The organism is Acidovorax sp. SUPP1855, from assembly GCF_030158955.1.
In the GTDB taxonomy this organism is placed as follows: Bacteria; Pseudomonadota; Gammaproteobacteria; order Burkholderiales; family Burkholderiaceae_C; genus Paracidovorax.
Genome location: NZ_BQXI01000006.1, coordinates 38,630 through 53,995, shown reverse-complemented (window position 1 = coordinate 53,995; position 15,366 = coordinate 38,630). Strand labels below are relative to the sequence as shown.

Annotated in this window: 13 protein-coding genes; 11 read left to right on the top strand and 2 right to left on the bottom strand. The window is 70.7% G+C overall.

Going from position 1 to position 15,366, the window contains the following annotated elements; translation table 11 throughout:
• Positions 1 to 73: 73 nt before the first annotated feature.
• Complete coding sequence (locus AVMA1855_RS07060; protein ID WP_284397188.1) at positions 74 to 1,147, bottom strand: peptidoglycan-binding domain-containing protein; 1,074 nt, start codon at positions 1,145 to 1,147, stop codon at positions 74 to 76.
• Positions 1,148 to 1,252: 105 nt separating this feature from the next.
• Positions 1,253 to 2,008 (bottom strand): class I SAM-dependent methyltransferase, encoded by a 756-nt coding sequence (locus AVMA1855_RS07055; protein WP_284425154.1) that lies wholly within the window; start codon positions 2,006 to 2,008, stop codon positions 1,253 to 1,255.
• Between the two features lie 222 nt (positions 2,009 to 2,230).
• Between AVMA1855_RS07055 and AVMA1855_RS07050 the strand changes: the two genes are divergently transcribed.
• The 11 genes from AVMA1855_RS07050 to AVMA1855_RS07000 all read left to right on the top strand — a co-directional run bounded on the left by AVMA1855_RS07050 (position 2,231) and on the right by AVMA1855_RS07000 (position 15,321).
• On the top strand, positions 2,231 to 3,199 hold the full coding sequence (locus AVMA1855_RS07050; RefSeq protein WP_284410125.1) for a Bug family tripartite tricarboxylate transporter substrate binding protein: 969 nt from the start codon (positions 2,231 to 2,233) through the stop codon (positions 3,197 to 3,199).
• A gap of 15 nt (positions 3,200 to 3,214) precedes the next feature.
• A complete protein-coding gene (locus AVMA1855_RS07045) occupies positions 3,215 to 4,261 on the top strand; it encodes a 4-hydroxythreonine-4-phosphate dehydrogenase PdxA (protein WP_284425153.1) in 1,047 nt (348 codons plus the stop codon).
• A gap of 29 nt (positions 4,262 to 4,290) precedes the next feature.
• Entirely contained in the window at positions 4,291 to 5,463 is a 1,173-nt protein-coding gene (locus tag AVMA1855_RS07040) for an L-rhamnonate dehydratase (RefSeq protein ID WP_284425152.1), read from the top strand.
• An 11-nt stretch (positions 5,464 to 5,474) separates the two neighbouring features.
• Positions 5,475 to 6,404: a dihydrodipicolinate synthase family protein gene (locus tag AVMA1855_RS07035; protein WP_284405576.1), complete on the top strand. Its 930-nt coding sequence runs from the start codon at positions 5,475 to 5,477 to the stop codon at positions 6,402 to 6,404.
• 81 nt (positions 6,405 to 6,485) lie between these two features.
• Positions 6,486 to 7,511 carry a YncE family protein gene (locus AVMA1855_RS07030; RefSeq protein ID WP_284425151.1) on the top strand — a complete coding sequence of 342 codons (1,026 nt, stop codon included), beginning with the start codon at positions 6,486 to 6,488 and terminating at the stop codon, positions 7,509 to 7,511.
• Positions 7,512 to 7,694: 183 nt separating this feature from the next.
• Entirely contained in the window at positions 7,695 to 9,170 is a 1,476-nt protein-coding gene (locus AVMA1855_RS07025) for a UbiA family prenyltransferase (RefSeq protein WP_284425150.1), read from the top strand.
• Positions 9,164 to 10,477: an FAD-binding oxidoreductase gene (locus AVMA1855_RS07020; protein WP_284425149.1), complete on the top strand. Its 1,314-nt coding sequence runs from the start codon at positions 9,164 to 9,166 to the stop codon at positions 10,475 to 10,477. The genes AVMA1855_RS07025 and AVMA1855_RS07020 overlap by 7 nt, the downstream gene beginning before the upstream one ends.
• A 43-nt stretch (positions 10,478 to 10,520) precedes the next feature.
• Entirely contained in the window at positions 10,521 to 11,297 is a 777-nt protein-coding gene (locus tag AVMA1855_RS07015) for an SDR family NAD(P)-dependent oxidoreductase (RefSeq protein WP_284425148.1), read from the top strand.
• Positions 11,298 to 11,300: 3 nt separating this feature from the next.
• A complete protein-coding gene (locus tag AVMA1855_RS07010) occupies positions 11,301 to 13,010 on the top strand; it encodes a hypothetical protein (RefSeq protein ID WP_284425147.1) in 1,710 nt (569 codons plus the stop codon).
• A gap of 32 nt (positions 13,011 to 13,042) precedes the next feature.
• The gene (locus AVMA1855_RS07005) at positions 13,043 to 13,981 is read left to right on the top strand and encodes an NAD-dependent epimerase/dehydratase family protein (protein ID WP_284425146.1); all 939 of its coding nucleotides are present in this window, start codon (positions 13,043 to 13,045) and stop codon (positions 13,979 to 13,981) included.
• Entirely contained in the window at positions 13,981 to 15,321 is a 1,341-nt protein-coding gene (locus AVMA1855_RS07000; protein WP_284425145.1) for an NAD(P)/FAD-dependent oxidoreductase, read from the top strand. The genes AVMA1855_RS07005 and AVMA1855_RS07000 overlap by 1 nt, the downstream gene beginning before the upstream one ends.
• The last annotated feature ends 45 nt before the right edge of the window (positions 15,322 to 15,366 follow it).

The window sequence follows — 15,366 nt, the reverse complement described above, 5'->3', positions numbered from 1 at the left end:
GGCGCCGGGGCCCGGCGCCGCGCAAAAGGGGACGGGCAGGCGCGGGCCTGCGGTCCCCTTCGCGCTTTTGGCCTCAGCGCGAGAGCGCGTCGGCCGTGGCGGCGTCCACGCGGCCCGTGATCGGCAGGCCCTTCGATTTTTGGAAGTTGCGCAGCGCGGTGGCCGTGCGGGCGCCGGCAGCGCCATCGGGCGTGCCCACGTTGTAGCCCAGGGCGTTCAAGCGCTCCTGCGCCTCGCGCACCGACATGGCAGGGGCGCCAGCCGGGGCCCCGGCGGGCGCGGGAACGCCGGCACGGGTCTGCGACGGTGCGGCACCGCCGTCCACGCCCAGGCGGCCGCCGCCGCCCAGGCCCTGGCCCTGCACGCTTTGCGCCTTGTAGTTGCGCAGCGCCACGACCATCTGGTTGTACGCGTCCATGAACGCGGCGGTGAGCACCTTGCCCTGCGCCGTGTTCTGGTAGCCGCCCAGCGAGCCGCCGGCCGAGCCGCCGAACAGGCTGCCGAAGCCGGCGAAATCGCTCTTGGAGGCGCTGCCTTCGGAGGCCGAGATCTGCACGCCCGAGCGGTTGTCCACGAGGGTCAGCATGGCGCTGGCCTCGCGCGTCTTGAGCCCGCCGCCCAGGGCGCCGATGGCCCGGCCGCTGCCGCCGCCGATGAGCCCGCCCAGCACGCCGCCGATGCCGCCGGCATCGCTGTTGGAGAACACGATCTCGGGCGACAGGCCGTAGTCGGAGGCGACCATCTGGCCCTTGCCGAAGTTGCTGCCGCCGCGCATTTCGCCGGACTGCATGAGCGCGCGCTCGCGGTCCATGGCCGTCATGCCCGAGGCGCTGCGCTCCACCACGATGAAGCAGTTCGATTGCTGGATCAGCAGGCGCAGCAGGTTGGCCGTGGGCGGCAGGCGGTATTCGTTGCGCAGGATGGTGTACCAGCCGGCCTGCTGGTTTTCCACCAGCGACACGGTGCCCAGGGGCGAGGCGCACTTTTGCAGGTCGCTGCTTTCATTGGCCGTGGCACCGCCGGCGGCCGCGCCGGTGGCGACCGTCTTGGACTCGGCGCTGCCCATTTTCATGTTGGTGGTTTCGCAGCCCGTCAGCAGGACGGCGGCACAGGCGGCGGCCAGCAGTGGCAAGGTCTTCTTGGACATTGGAGGGTACCTCTCAGGGAAAAGGGTGGAGACGCCACCTTGCGGCGAAAGGGCGCGAGCAAGGGCGTCGGCCGGAACGCCCGGCCTGCCAGGGGCGGCGACGGATCATAGCGCCGCGGCCGGTCGGCTGGCCAACGGCGCGGGCCCCATGCGGTAGATCCACACCGCATGCCCGCCGTCCGGCTGCAGGCGGGCATGCGGCGTCGCCCCCGGCACCTCGAACGCCAGGCTGACCAGCCAGGTGCCCGGCGCCATTTCCGCCTGCGCCTTGGCCGCGGCGCGGGCCATGCTCTCGGGGCGCTGGAACAAATACACCATCGTGCAGCCGCTCCAGTCGGCACGCCACAGGTCGCCCCGCCGCACCTCGGCCCACGGGCAGCGCAGCGCGCACAGCAGTCGCAGCGGCAGGCTCCATTCCACGCCCGCCAGCCGCGCCTGCGGGTAGGCCCGGCGCAGGGCGAGCAGGCCGTCGCCCAGGCCGCAGCCGGCGTCCAGCACCCGCGCGCCCGCCGGCAGCGCCACCGCGCGGGCCAGGCCGAGCAGCGCATCGTGCGGCGTGGGAAACAGGGGTGCATCGCGCCAGGCGTTGAGCGGGTACACCAGCAGCAGCAGCGCGAGCGGCACCAGCCAGGCCCAGGCCGGCACGCTGGCCGCGCCGGACAGCGCCAGCGACAGCGGAAACCCCGCCGCGATCAGCCCGCGGCGCCACCAGCCCGTGCCCAGCACGCTGGCCGCGGTGCCCACGGCACAGGCCGCGATCAGCGCCGCCACCGGCGCCACCCGGCCCTGCAGGCCCAGGTACGCCAGCCATGCGGCGGCCCAGGCCAGGAGGGCGGGCAGGGGCCAGGGCAGTCGGTGCATGGAGGGTGGGATCCGGTGGGGAGGGAGCAGCGCCGAGTTTAGTGAGCCGCGCGCGGGGCGTTCAACCGCAGGCCCCCATTCCGGCGGCATCAAGACGCGACCGGAAACGATAACCAATGGGTATCAATCCATCATTTCATTTCAATTTACGGCCCGCAGGCTGCGCCCTAGGATGCCCCTCAATGCCCGGTCCATGGGCATGCATACAACAGGAGACAAACCATGTGGTGCCGCATCCCCCTGCCCGGCCTGGCCTTGGCCGCCGCCGTCCTCATCCCCCTGGGCGCCAGCGCCCAGGATTGGCCGACCCGGCCCGTCCGCATCCTGGTGGGCTCGGCCCCCGGCGGCGGCACCGATGCCATGGCCCGCGCCGTGGCCGACCGGCTGGGCCCGCTGCTCAAGCAGCCCACGGTGGTGGAAAACCGCCCGGGAGCCTCCAACACGCTGGCGGCCGATGCCACCGCCAAGTCCACCGACGGCCACACGATGGTGATGGGCGTGGTCACCGCGCACGCCATCGCCCCGCACCTCTTGAAGCTGGCCTACGACAACAACCGCGACCTGGTGCCGGTGGCGTTCGTGGGCGCGGTGCCCAACGTGCTGGTGGTGACCAACGCCCTGCCCGCGCAGTCGGTCAAGGAGCTGGTGGCCCTGGCGAAGAAAGCGCCCGGCACCATCAACTTCGCCAGCAGCGGCGCGGGCAGCACGCAGCACATCGCGGCCGAGATGTTCAAGGACGCGGCCGGCATCGACCTGATGCACGTGCCGTACAAGGGCAGCGGCACCGCGCTGGTCGACCTGGTGGGCGGCCAGGTGCAGATGAGCTTCGACACCATGCCCTCGGTGCTGGGCCAGATCAAGTCCGCCAAGATGCGCGCCCTGGCCGTGACCACGCCGCAGCGCAACCCGCAGCTGCCGCAGGTGCCCACCATGGCCGAGGCCGGCCTGCCGCAGGTGGACATCAGCGCCTGGTACGGCATCTACATGCCCGCCGCCACGCCCAAGGCGGTGCAGCAGAAGGTGCACGACGCGGTGAACGAGGTGCTGGCCATGCCCGAGACGCAGACCCGCCTGGGCGCCGTCGGGGCCGAACTCAAGCCGATCTCGCAGGCCGAGTTCATCGCCTTCCAGAACGCCGAGTTCAAGCGCTACGGCGACCTCATCCGCAAGAACAACATCCGCATCGACTAGCAGGACAAGCCGCCCATGAACACGCAAGACCGCCCCGTGGTGGCCCTCACGCTCGGCGACCCCGCCGGCATCGGCCCCGAACTCATCGCCCGCCTGCTGGCCAGGCCCGAAACCGCGCAGCGGGCCAACACCGTGCTGGTGGGCGACCCCTGGCTGTGGGAAGACGGCCAGCGCATCGCCGGCGTGCAGGTGGCGACCGATGCCGTGGGCGCGCTGGCCGATGTGCGGGGCCGCGCCGGCACCACCCGGCCTGCCTTCCTGGCCCTGGACACGGTGGCCCCGGCCGACGTGCAGCGCAGCCGCGCCGGGGCGGCCGGGGGCCGCTCGGTGCTGCAGGTGCTGGACCGCTGCATGGACGCGGCGCTGGCCGGCGACATCGACGCCATCTGCTTTGCGCCGCTGAACAAGCAGGCCATGAAGATCGGCGGCATGCAGCACGAGGACGAGCTGCACCACTTCGCCCGGCACCTGGGCGTGACCGGCTACTTCTGCGAGTTCAACACGCTGGGCGACCTGTGGACCTCGCGCATCTCCTCGCACGTGCCGCTCAAGGACGTGGCGAGCTACCTGAGCGTGGAGCGCATCCAGCAGGCGGCTGAGCTGATCTACCGCTCGCTGCTCGCCAGCGGCGTGGCGGCACCGAAGGTGGCGGTGGCCGCCTTCAACCCGCACGGCGGCGACGGCGGCGTGTGCGGCCGCGAAGAGATCGACACCATCGCGCCCGCCGTGCAGGCGCTGCAGGCGCGCGACTGGCCCACGCCGGCGCCTTTTCACGGCCCGTTTCCGGCCGACACCATCTTCCTGAAGGCGCAGGCCGGCGAGTACCAGGCCATCGTGACCATGTACCACGACCAGGGCCAGATCGCGATCAAGCTGCTGGGTTTCTCGCGCGGGGTCACGGTGCAGGGCGGCCTGCCGATCCCGATCACCACGCCCGCGCACGGCACGGCCTACGACATCGCCGGCCAGGGCCGGGCCAGCGCCGAGGCGACCTGGCAGGCCTTCCAGATCGCTTGCCGCATGGGCAGCGCGCAGCGCGCCAAGGCGCTGGCCGCCGCCTGACCCCCTTCCCACCATTCAGAGACACCGCCATGAAAATCCAATCCGTCCGCGCCCGTGTGTTCCAGTGGAAGGGCCAGACCGTGCCGCCGCAGGGCCACTTCTGCTCCAACGCCATGGACCTGCTGTATTCGCCATCCGAGAGCATGAGCACCTTCCGTTTCCATTCATGGACGGTGGTCGAGATCGAGACCGACGACGGGATCGTGGGCCTCGGCAACGTGGCACTGGCGCCGAAGATCGCCAAGGCCATCATCGACGAGTACCTCGCGCCCCTGGTCATCGGGCACGACCCGTGGGACTACGAGTACCTGTGGCAGCGCATGTACCGCAGCACGCACGCCTGGGGCCGCAAGGGCGTGGCCATGGCGGCGATCTCGGCGGTGGACCTGGCGATCTGGGACATCCTGGGCAAGAGCGTGGACAAGCCCGTGTTCAAGCTGCTGGGCGGCCGCACCAAGGAGAAGATCCCCTGCTACTACAGCAAGCTCTACCGCACCGACCTGAAGGCGATGCAGGACGAGGCGCAAACCTTCCTCGACCAGGGCTTCAAGGCCTTCAAGATGCGTTTCGGCTACGGCCCCGCGCACCTGCAGCACGGCGTGCAGGAGAACCTGAAATCGGTCGAAGCCATCCGCGAAGTCATCGGCTACGACACCGACCTGATGCTCGAGTGCTACATGGGCTGGAACCTCGAATACGCCAAGCGCATGCTGCCCAAGCTCGCGAAGTTCGAGCCGCGCTGGCTGGAAGAACCCGTGATCGCCGACGACATCGATGGCTATGCCGAACTGAACGCGATGAACATCATCCCCATCTCGGGCGGCGAGCACGAGTTCGGCCTGTACGGCTTCAAGCAGCTGCTGGACAAAAAAGCCGTGAGCGTCGTGCAGTACGACACCAACCGGGTGGGCGGCATCACCGCCGCGCACAAGATCAACGCGCTGTGCGAGGCGCATTCCGTGCCGGTGATTCCGCACGCGGGCCAGATGCACAACTACCACCTGACCATGAGCACGCTGGCCTCGCCCATGGCGGAGTACTTTCCGATCTTCGACGTGGAGGTGGGCAACGAACTGTTCTGGTACCTCTTCGACGGCGAGCCCATCGCCGAGAACGGCTTCCTGCAGCTCCAGGACGACGTGCCGGGCCTGGGCCTTTCGCTCAAGACCGAGTACCTCGACCAGTTCGACATCATCGAGTAAGGCGGCGTCCCATGGCCAGTCTCTCCCACCCCCGCTACCGCGGCATCTTCCCCGTCGCGCCCACCCCGTTCCACGAAGACGGCACGCTGGACCTGGCCAGCCAGAGGCGCTGCCTGGACTTCATGATCGACTCGGGCGTGGACGGCCTGTGCATCCTGGCCAATTTCTCCGAGCAGTTCCTGCTGTCGGACGACGAACGCGAGGTGCTGACGCGCACCGCGCTGGAACACGTCGCCGGCCGCGTTCCGGTGATCGTCACCACCACGCACACCAGCACCGCCGTCTGCGCCGCCCGCAGCCGTCGCGCGCAGGACATGGGCGCGGCGATGGTCATGGTCATGCCGCCCTACCACGGCGCCACCTTCCGCTTCGGCGAGGCGCCGGTGCGCGCCTTCTACCAGGGCGTGTCGGACGCCATCGGCATTCCCATCATGGTCCAGGACGCACCGGCGGCCGGCACGCCGCTGTCGCCCGCCTTCCTGGCCGACATGGCGACGACGATCGAGCAGGTGTGCTACTTCAAGATGGAGACGGCCGGCGCCGCAACGAAGCTGCGCGAGCTGATCGCCCTGGGCGGCGAGGCCATCGAAGGCCCGTGGGACGGCGAGGAAGCCATCACCCTGCTGGCCGACCTGGAGGCCGGCGCCACCGGCGCCATGACCGGCGCGGGCTTTGCCGACGGCATCCGCCCCATCCTGGAGGCGCACCGCCAGGGCGATGCGGACGCGGCCTTCGCCCACTACCAGCGCTGGCTGCCGCTCATCAACCACGAGAACCGCCAGGCGGGCTTCCTGGCCGCCAAGGCGCTCATGAAGGAAGGCGGCGTGATCGCCTGCGAGGCGCCGCGCGCGCCCTGGCCGCCGATGCACCCCGAGGTGCGCCGCCAGCTCATCGGCATCGCGCGGCGGCTCGATCCGCTGGTGCTGCGCTGGGGGCGCTGAAAGCGCGCAAGAAAAGCGGCGATGCGCCCGCCGCGCGACCGCCAGGGCGCTATTCGATCCACACCAAGGGAGACCACCACCATGCAACGTCGGGAGCTTCTGAAGACCGCCGGCCTTTCGCTGGCCGCATCCACCCTGGGGCCGGCCACGGTCCTCGCCCAGGCCCCGGCGGGGCGCGCGCCGCGCGAGGTGCTGCTGCTGATCGAGAAATCGAGCCACTGCATCAGCCACTACGACATCGCCAGCGGCGAGCGGCTGCACACCATCGCCCTGCCCCCGTTCCCGCACGAATTCGTGGTGGACGCGGCGCAGCGGTACGCCTACGTGGGCCACTACGGCGTGGAGACCTCGGGGCACCCGGGCCCGGGCGGCACCAGCGTGCTGCAGATCGACCTGGCCACGCGCACGCTGGCGCGCACCATCGACCTGGCGCCCTTCAACCGCCTGCACGGCATCCAGATGGACCAGTCGGGCCGCCTCTACGTGCTGAGCGAGGACCGCGCGCAGCTGGCCGTGCTGGACCGGCCCGAGACCGACACCGCCGTGCGGCGCGCGGTGCCGGTGGGCGGCATCAAGAGCCACCTGTTCGCGCTCACCCGGGACGGCCAGACGGCCTACGCGATGAACCTGCTCACGCACTCGGTGACGCAGTTCAGGCCGCACGACGCCGCGTTCGCGCCCGTGGCCTGCGTGCCCGGCGACAAGCCCGAAGGCAATGCGCTCAGCGCGGACGAGCGCACGCTGTACGTCACCTGCCGCTGGAGCAACACGCTGTGCGCCATCGACACGGCCACCATGAAGGTCGTGCGCAGCGCGCCCGCGCGCAACGACCCCACGCGCATCTACCGCTGCCGCGACGGTCGGCTGCTGGTGTCCCACTATGGCGACCGCAGCCTGTCCATCGTGGACCCGGCGACGCTCTCCGAGCAGGCCCACATTCCCATGGATGCGCGCCCCATCGCGGTCAGCCTGCATCCCACCCGGCCCTGGGCCTTCGTGAGCCAGGACGACGACCGGGTCGGGATCTTCCACCTGGAATCGCGCCGGTTCGAGCGCTTCATCGCCACGCAGCGCGAACCGGACGTGTCGTACACGCTGCAGGGCTGAGCGCGGCGAGGGTGGCGGGCGGGCTGCGGCATCTTCGCCACACCCGTGCGGGCAGGGTGTAACGCCGGGGCGGCGGTGCCGGCGGCGTGGATGGCGGCTTTTACAATGTCCTGTTGCCATTGCGCACAGAGCGTTACCAATGCGCCGCGCCTTCCCATCACGCCATTCCACCAAAGGTTCCTTTTGCGCCCGCCCCTCGATTCGTCCCGGCCCACCCCGGGCCCGTCCTCGGAACCGCCCCTGGTGGTGGACCTGGACGGCACGCTCATCCTGACGGACATGCTGCACGAATCGTCGCTGCAGCTGCTGCGGGACGGGCCGTGGCGCGCGCTGGCCCTGCCCGTGTGGCTGGCGCGGGGCAAGGCGGCGCTCAAGCAGGAGATCGGGCAGCGGGTGCAGATGGACGTGGCCACGCTGCCCTACAACGTGCCTTTCGTGCAGTGGCTGCGCAACCAGCACGCGGCCGGGCGGCGCACCGTGCTGTGCACGGCCTCCGACCGCTCGGTGGCGCAGGCCATCGCCGCCCACCTGGGGTGCTTCGACCAAGTGATGGCCAGCGATGGCGCCACCAACCTCGCCGGGCGGGCCAAGGCCGCCGCGCTGGTGCAGGCCTTTGGCGAGCGCGGCTTCGACTACGCCGGCAACTCGCAGGCGGACGTGCCGGTATGGCAGGCCGCGCGCTCGGCCATCGTGGTCAATGCCTCGGGCGCCGTCACCCGGCGGGCCGAGGCGCACGGCAACGTGGCCGAACGCTTTCCCCGCGAGCCCGCGGGCCTCAAGCCCTGGCGCAAGGCCCTGCGACTGCACCAGTGGCTCAAGAACCTGCTGCTGTTCGTTCCGCTGGTGGCCGCCCACCGCGTGGCCGACGGCGAGGCCTGGGGCCTGCTGCTGGTGGCCTTCCTGGCCTTCAGCCTGTGCGCCTCGTCGGTCTACGTGGCCAACGACCTGCTCGATCTGGAAAGCGACCGCCGGCACCCGCGCAAGCGCCTGCGACCCTTCGCCTCGGGCGCGCTGGCTGCCTGGCAGGGCGTGGCCCTGGTGCCGGTGCTCACGGCGGCGAGCTTCGCGCTGGCCTGGCAGGTGGGCCAGGGGTTCTTCGGCTGGCTGCTGGGGTACTTCGCCATCACCTGGGCGTATTCGCTCGCGCTCAAGCGCTGGGTGCTGGTCGATTGCATCGCGCTGGCGGTGCTCTACACGCTGCGCATCGTGGCGGGCGCCTACGCCATCACGCAGCCGCTGTCGTTCTGGCTGCTGGCGTTCTCGGGCTTTCTCTTCCTGTCGCTGGCCTTCGTCAAGCGCTATGCCGAGCTGATGGTGCAGCAGGCCGCGGGCAAGACGCAGGCGCACGGGCGCGGCTACCTCACCTCGGACGCACCCATCGTGCAGAACCTGGGCATCGCCGCCGGCTACACGGCCGTGGTGGTGCTGGCGCTGTACCTCAACAGCGAATCGGTGCTGCTGATGTACCGCGCGCCGGAGATGATCTGGGCCGCCGTGCCCGTGATGGTGTTCTGGGTCAGCTGGATGTGGCTGCGCGCGGTGCGCGGGCAGATGCACGACGACCCGCTGGTCTTCGCCTTCAAGGACCGCGCCAGCCTGGCCGCGGGCGCGCTGTTCAGCCTGGCGATGGTCGCCGCCGCCCTGGGACTGCCGTGGTAGCCGTGCGCTCCTGGGGCCGCCTGAGCGCCGACGACCACGATCTGCGCATCCTGGCCGAGCGCCCGCTCGCGCACCTGCCGCGCGAGCCCGGTCAGCACGGGCTGGCGTTCGGCATGGGCCGCAGCTACGGCGACGTGTGCCTGAACCCCGGCGGGGCGCTGTGGTCGCTGCGCGGGCTGGACCGCTTCATCGCCTGGGACGAGGCCACCGGCGACCTGACCTGCGAGGCCGGCATGCTGCTGCGCGACATCCAGCGCACCTTCGCGCCGCGCGGCTGGATGCTGCCCGTGACCCCGGGCACCCAGTTGGCCACCGTGGGCGGCGCCATCGCCAACGACGTGCACGGCAAGAACCACCACGTACATGGCTCCTTCGGCGACCACGTGCAGGAACTGCGGCTGCTGCGCACCGACGGGCTGTCGATCCGCTGCGGCCCGCAGTTGCACCCCGACTGGTTCGCCGCCACGGTGGGCGGCCTGGGCCTGACCGGCGTGGTCACCCAGGCCACGCTGCGGCTGCGGCGGGTGCCCGGCCCCTGGCTCGACACCGAGACCCTGCCCTACGGCTCGCTGGGCGAGTTCTTCGCCCTCGCCGATGCCTCCGAGGCCGGCTGGGAGCACACCGTCTCGTGGATCGACTGCCTCTCGGGCGCCCGGGCCGGCGCCACGCGCGGCATCTTCCTGCGCGCCAATGCCGCCGCGCCCGAATCCCAGCACGGCCCCGCCCCGAAGGACCGCCAGCGCACCGTGCCGTTCGCGCCGCCCGTCTCGCTCGTCAACCGCCTGAGCCTGCGCCCCTTCAACGCGGCGTACTACCACCTGAACCGCCGCCGCGCCGGCCGCGCGCTGCAGCACTACGAGCCGTTCTCCTACCCGCTGGACAACCTGCAGGAATGGAACCGCATCTACGGCCGCCGGGGCTTCTACCAGTACCAGTGCGTGGTGCCCCGCCCGCACGGCCCCGATGCCGTCGGCGCCCTGCTGCGCGAGATCACCGCGTCGGGCCAGGGCAGCTTCCTGGGCGTGCTCAAGACCTTCGGCGACCGCGAATCGGTGGGCCTGCTGAGCTTTCCGCAGCCGGGCGTCACGCTGGCGCTCGACTTTCCCAACCTCGGCGAGCGCACGCTGCGGCTGTTCGAGCGGCTCGATGCCGTCGTGGCCGAGGCCGGCGGGCGCCTGTACCCCGCCAAGGACGCGCGCATGCCACGCGCCCTGTTCGAGGCCGGCTACCCGAAGCTCGCCCAATTCCTTCCGTACCGCGACCCGAACATCCGGTCCGCGATGTCGCGGCGCTTGATGGGCGACTGACCTGCGGCTTTTTCTCCAAGACAAGAACGAACTCACCGCCAACATGCACAACAACAACAACGCCAGCAACGCACCGCAGACCCTCGTGATCGTCGGCGCCACCTCGCTGATCGCGCAGCACTGCGCGCGCCAATGGCTGCAGGCCGGCGGCATCGGCCGCGTGGTGCTCGTGGGTCGCGACGCGGCCCGTCTGCAGGGCGTGGCCGACGACCTGCAGGTGCGCCAGCCCCAGGCCCGCATCGACGTGATGGCCGGCGACGTGACGCAGGCGGCCTCCATCGCCGCGCTGGTGCAGCACCTGGTGGCGCAGGGTGTGCCGGACACCGTGCTCATCGCCCACGGCAGCCTGCCCGACCAGGCCCGGTGCCAGGGCGACCTGGCCAGCGCCGAGCAGGCCATGGCCGTCAACGGCCTGTCGCCCGCGCTGTGCGCGGAGGCGTTCGCCGGCGCGATGCAGGTGGCGGGGCGGGGCACGATCGGCATCATCGGTTCGGTGGCCGGCGACCGCGGCCGCAAATCCAACTACGTGTACGGCGCCGCCAAGGGCCTGGTGGAGCGCTACGCCGAAGGCCTGCAGCACCGCTTGGCGGGCTCGGGCGTGAAGGTGGTGCTCATCAAGCCGGGCCCCACCGACACGCCGATGACGGCGCACCTCAAGGCGCGCGGCGCCAAGCTCGCCAGCGTGGAGCAGGTGGCCCAGGCGGTGGTGCGCGGCATGGCCCGCGGCACGCCCGTGGTCTATGCCCCGGCGAAATGGGCGCTCATCATGGCCGTGATCCGCAACCTGCCGCGCGCGGTCTTCCACAAGATGGACATCTGACCCATGCCATGGATCCCTGAACGCCGCCGCCTCTGGGCGGCGGTGGCCCTTGCGGGCTATGCCACGCTCTTTGCCCTGGCGACGGCCGTGGCGGCCTGGCGCACCTTCACGTCCGTGCCGATCTGGGACATGTGGGGCGCACTGGAGTTCTATGCCGATGTGCGCGATGGCGCCGGCTGGCAGGCCTGGTGGCGGCTCTTCAACGAGCATCGCATCGTGCTGTCCAAGGCCTTGTTCTGGATGGAATACCGCTGGTTCGGCGGCACCCAGGCCTTCCTGATCGCGGTCAACTACCTGCTGGTGGCGGGCAGCATCGCCACCTTCTGGGCCTTCCTGAAGGCGCGCCTGGGGCCGATGACCCGCACGGCGTCGGTGGCGGCCCTGGCGCTGCTGTCCGTCTGGCTGCTGTCGTGGGTGCAGCAGGAAAACCTCACCTGGGCGTTCCAGAGCCAGTTCTTCCTGGCCCAGTGGCTGCCGCTGGCCGGGCTGTACTGCCTGTACCGCGCCACGCAGGCGCCGCAGGACGTGGGCTGGTTCGCCGGCGGCTGCGCCCTGGGCGTGCTGAGCATCGGCAGCATGGCCAACGGCATCATGGCGCTGCCCATGATGGCGCTCTACGCCGCCGTGGCGCGCATGGGCTGGCGCCGCGTGGCGCTGCTGGCGCTGCTGGGCGCCGCGGGCATCGGCGTGTACATGGCGGACTTCGCCGCGCCCACGCCCCGCCCCGGCCTGCTGGCCATGCTGCAGAGCCGGCCGCTGGGCCTGCTGCAGTACACGCTGCAGTACCTGGGCAGCCCGTTCCAGCACCTGGCGCGCAAGATGGAGACGATGTGGATCAGCCAGGCCTTCGGCGTGCTGTTCACCGTGCTGGCGCTGGCCCGCCTGGTGCCCGCGCTGCGCGCCCCGCGCACGCACGCGCTGGAGCTGTCGCTGCTCACCTTCGTGGCCTTCGTGGCGGGCATCGCCTTCGCCACCGCCAGCGGCCGGCTGCAGTTCAGCATGGAGGGCTCGCTGGCCAGCCGCTACACCACGCCCACGATGATGGCCTGGGTCGCCCTGGGCGTGCTGTACGCCCCGCGCGTGCTGGCCCTGCGCGGCCTCGCGCGCGCCGGCGCCGCCGTGCTGCTGGTGATCGTGCTGGTGCAGATGCTGTCGGTGCAGCTGCGCGAGACCCGGCGCAGCGATGTCGCGCACCTGCGCATGACCGGCGCGCTGGCGCTGGCGATGGGCGTGCACGACGAACGGCGCATCGGCATGCTGATCTGGGACCGGGCCCTGGGCGAGCGCATCGTCGCCAAGGCCCGCCAGCACGGCCACTCGATCTTCGGCCGGCCGCCGCTCGCCGACGCCGCCACGGCCCTGGGCTCGCACACGGACGTGCCGCCCGCCCGCTGCACGGCCTTCGTGGACTGGGTGCAGCGCGTGCCCGGCGACCCGCGCTTCGTCTCGGTGAGTGGCGCGCTGCTGCCCTCCGAAGGCGACGCGCCGCCGCCATCGATGCGCCTCGTCGCGCCCGATGGCACCGTGGTGGGCCTGGGCGTTCCCCACCGCTGGCGCAAGCTGAGCGCGCCGGGCGGCCCCCATGCGCCCGCACGCTACCTGACCTTCACCGCCTACCTGCAGGCCGCGCCCGAGGCGCTGCCCACCGCCGTGACCCTGACCGCACCCGGCACCGACTGCTCGGTGGCCCTGCAGATACCGGCGCCGCAATGAGCGCCCCGAACCCGACGAGAAAAACCAACACCATGAAGAACGCCAAAATCATCCTGCCGGGAGGCGCCGGCCTCGTGGGCCAGAACCTCGTGGCCCACCTGAAGCTGCACGGCTATCACAACCTCGTCGTGCTGGACAAGCACGCGAGCAACCTCGCCATCCTGCGCCAGGTGCACCCCGACATCGTGGCCGAGGACGCCGACCTGGCCGAGCCCGGCACATGGGAGCGCCACTTCGAAGGCGCGGACGTGGTGGTCATGCTGCAGGCGCAGATCGGCGCGCCGCAGGCCGACCCGTTCGTGCGCAACAACCTCACCTCCACCGGCCGCATCCTCGATCTGATCCAGCGCCACCGCATCGCGCAGACGGTGCACATCAGCTCCTCGGTGGTCGAGTCGGTCGCCCAGGACCACTACACCGAGACCAAGCGCGCGCAGGAAAAGATGGTGCTGGACAGCGGCATTCCCTGCGTAGTGCTGCGGCCCACGCTGATGTTCGGCTGGTTCGACCGCAAGCACCTGGGCTGGCTGTCGCGTTTCATGCGCAAGGTGCCGGTGTTCCCCATTCCGGGCAGCGGCCGCTACATGCGCCAGCCGCTGTACGCGGCGGACTTCTGCCGCATCATCGTGCGATGCATCGAGGAGCGCCGCGTGGGCGGCGTGTTCAACATCACGGGGCTGGAGAAGGTGGACTACATCGACATCATTCGCCAGATCAAGGCCGCCACGGGCGCGGGCGCCTGGATCGTGAAGATCCCCTACGGCCTTTTCTACCTGCTGCTCAAGGTGTGGGCGCTGTTCGACAAGGACCCGCCGTTCACCGCCGACCAGCTCAAGGCGCTGGTGGCCCACGACGAGTTCGAGGTGATCGACTGGCCCGGCATCTTCGGCGTGCGCGCCACGCCCTTCGCCGAGGCCATCCACGAAACCTTCAACCACCCGGAATACAGCCGCGTGGTGCTGGAGTTCTGATGAGCGCGCAGACCCCCTCTCCTTCCGCATCCACGGCCGCCGCGCCGGGCCAGCGCATCGCCGTGCTGGGCGCCGGCCCCATGGGCCTGGCGGTGGCCTACCAGCTCGCGCGCGACGGCCACCGGCCCGTGGTCTTCGAGGCCGCCGACCGCGTGGGCGGCATGACCGCGATGTTCGACTTCGACGGCCTGCCCATCGAGCGCTACTACCACTTCCACTGCACCTCCGACCACGCCTTCCTGCAGATGCTCGACGAGCTGGGGCTCTCGGACAAGATGCGCTGGCGCGCCACGCGCATGGGCTACTGGTTCCAAAAGCGCCTGCAGCCCTGGGGCAATCCGGTGGCGCTGCTGCGCTTTCAGGGTTTGGGGCTGGTCGCCAAGTTCCGCTACGGCCTGCACGCCTTCCTGTCCACGAAGCGCACCGACTGGAAGCCCCTGGACGGCGAAGAGGCCACGGGCTGGATCCGCCGCTGGGTGGGCAAGGAGGCCTACGAGGTGCTGTGGCGGCGCCTGTTCGACTACAAGTTCTACGACCATGCCGGCAACCTGTCGGCCGCGTGGATCTGGAGCCGCATCCGCCGCATCGGCCGCTCGCGCTACAGCCTGATGCGCGAAAAGCTCGGCCACCTCGATGGCGGCTCGGCCACGCTGCTGGACGGCATGGTGGCCGACATCCAGCGCCACGGCGGCGAGATCCGCCTGTCCACGCCCGTCACCCGCGTGCGCATGGACGCCACGCGCGTGCAGGGCGTGGAAACGGCGCAGGGCTTCGAGGCCTTCGACAAGGTGGTGAGCACCATTCCCCTGCCCTACGTGCCGCGCACCATGCCCGACCTGCCGCCCGCGCTGCTGGCGCAGTACGGCGCGCTGCAGAACATCGCCGTGGTCTGCGTGATCGCCAAGCTGCGCCAGCCGCTGACCGAGAACTTCTGGCTCAACGTGAACGATCCGGACATGGACATTCCCGGCCTGGTCGAATACAGCAACCTGCGCCCGCTGGCGGAGTCGGTGGTGTACGTGCCGTTCTACATGCCCGGCGAGCATCCCAAGTTCGCAGAGCCCGACGCGGCCTTCCTCGACAAGGTGCGCCGCTACCTGAAGGCCATCAACCCGAAGCTGCAGGACAGCGATTTCCTGGCCCTGCGCGCCAGCCGCTACCGCTACGCCCAGCCCATCTGCCCGCCCAACTACCTGGACAGCCTGCCGCCCGTGCAGCTGCCCGTGCGCGGCCTGTGGGTGGCCGACACGTCCTACTACTACCCCGAGGACCGCGGCATCTCCGAGAGCATCGGCTTCGGGCGCCAGATGGCCGCGCAGGCGGCGGCGGCGCAGGGGTAGCCCATTTCGTTGCCCCCCCCTTCTTACTGGTAAAAACATTCACTG

Bases quoted from the DNA above. Each gene is read 5' to 3' on its own strand.
- AVMA1855_RS07045 (WP_284425153.1), top strand. From the start codon at position 3,215: ATGAACACGCAAGACCGCCCCGTGGTGGCCCTCACGCTCGGCGACCCC.
- AVMA1855_RS07050 (WP_284410125.1), top strand. From the start codon at position 2,231: ATGTGGTGCCGCATCCCCCTGCCCGGCCTGGCCTTGGCCGCCGCCGTC.
- AVMA1855_RS07015 (WP_284425148.1), top strand. From the start codon at position 10,521: ATGCACAACAACAACAACGCCAGCAACGCACCGCAGACCCTCGTGATC.
- AVMA1855_RS07040 (WP_284425152.1), top strand. From the start codon at position 4,291: ATGAAAATCCAATCCGTCCGCGCCCGTGTGTTCCAGTGGAAGGGCCAG.
- AVMA1855_RS07010 (WP_284425147.1), top strand. From the start codon at position 11,301: ATGCCATGGATCCCTGAACGCCGCCGCCTCTGGGCGGCGGTGGCCCTT.
- AVMA1855_RS07035 (WP_284405576.1), top strand. From the start codon at position 5,475: ATGGCCAGTCTCTCCCACCCCCGCTACCGCGGCATCTTCCCCGTCGCG.
- AVMA1855_RS07055 (WP_284425154.1), bottom strand. From the start codon at position 2,008: ATGCACCGACTGCCCTGGCCCCTGCCCGCCCTCCTGGCCTGGGCCGCC.
- AVMA1855_RS07005 (WP_284425146.1), top strand. From the start codon at position 13,043: ATGAAGAACGCCAAAATCATCCTGCCGGGAGGCGCCGGCCTCGTGGGC.
- AVMA1855_RS07000 (WP_284425145.1), top strand. From the start codon at position 13,981: ATGAGCGCGCAGACCCCCTCTCCTTCCGCATCCACGGCCGCCGCGCCG.
- AVMA1855_RS07060 (WP_284397188.1), bottom strand. From the start codon at position 1,147: ATGTCCAAGAAGACCTTGCCACTGCTGGCCGCCGCCTGTGCCGCCGTC.
- AVMA1855_RS07030 (WP_284425151.1), top strand. From the start codon at position 6,486: ATGCAACGTCGGGAGCTTCTGAAGACCGCCGGCCTTTCGCTGGCCGCA.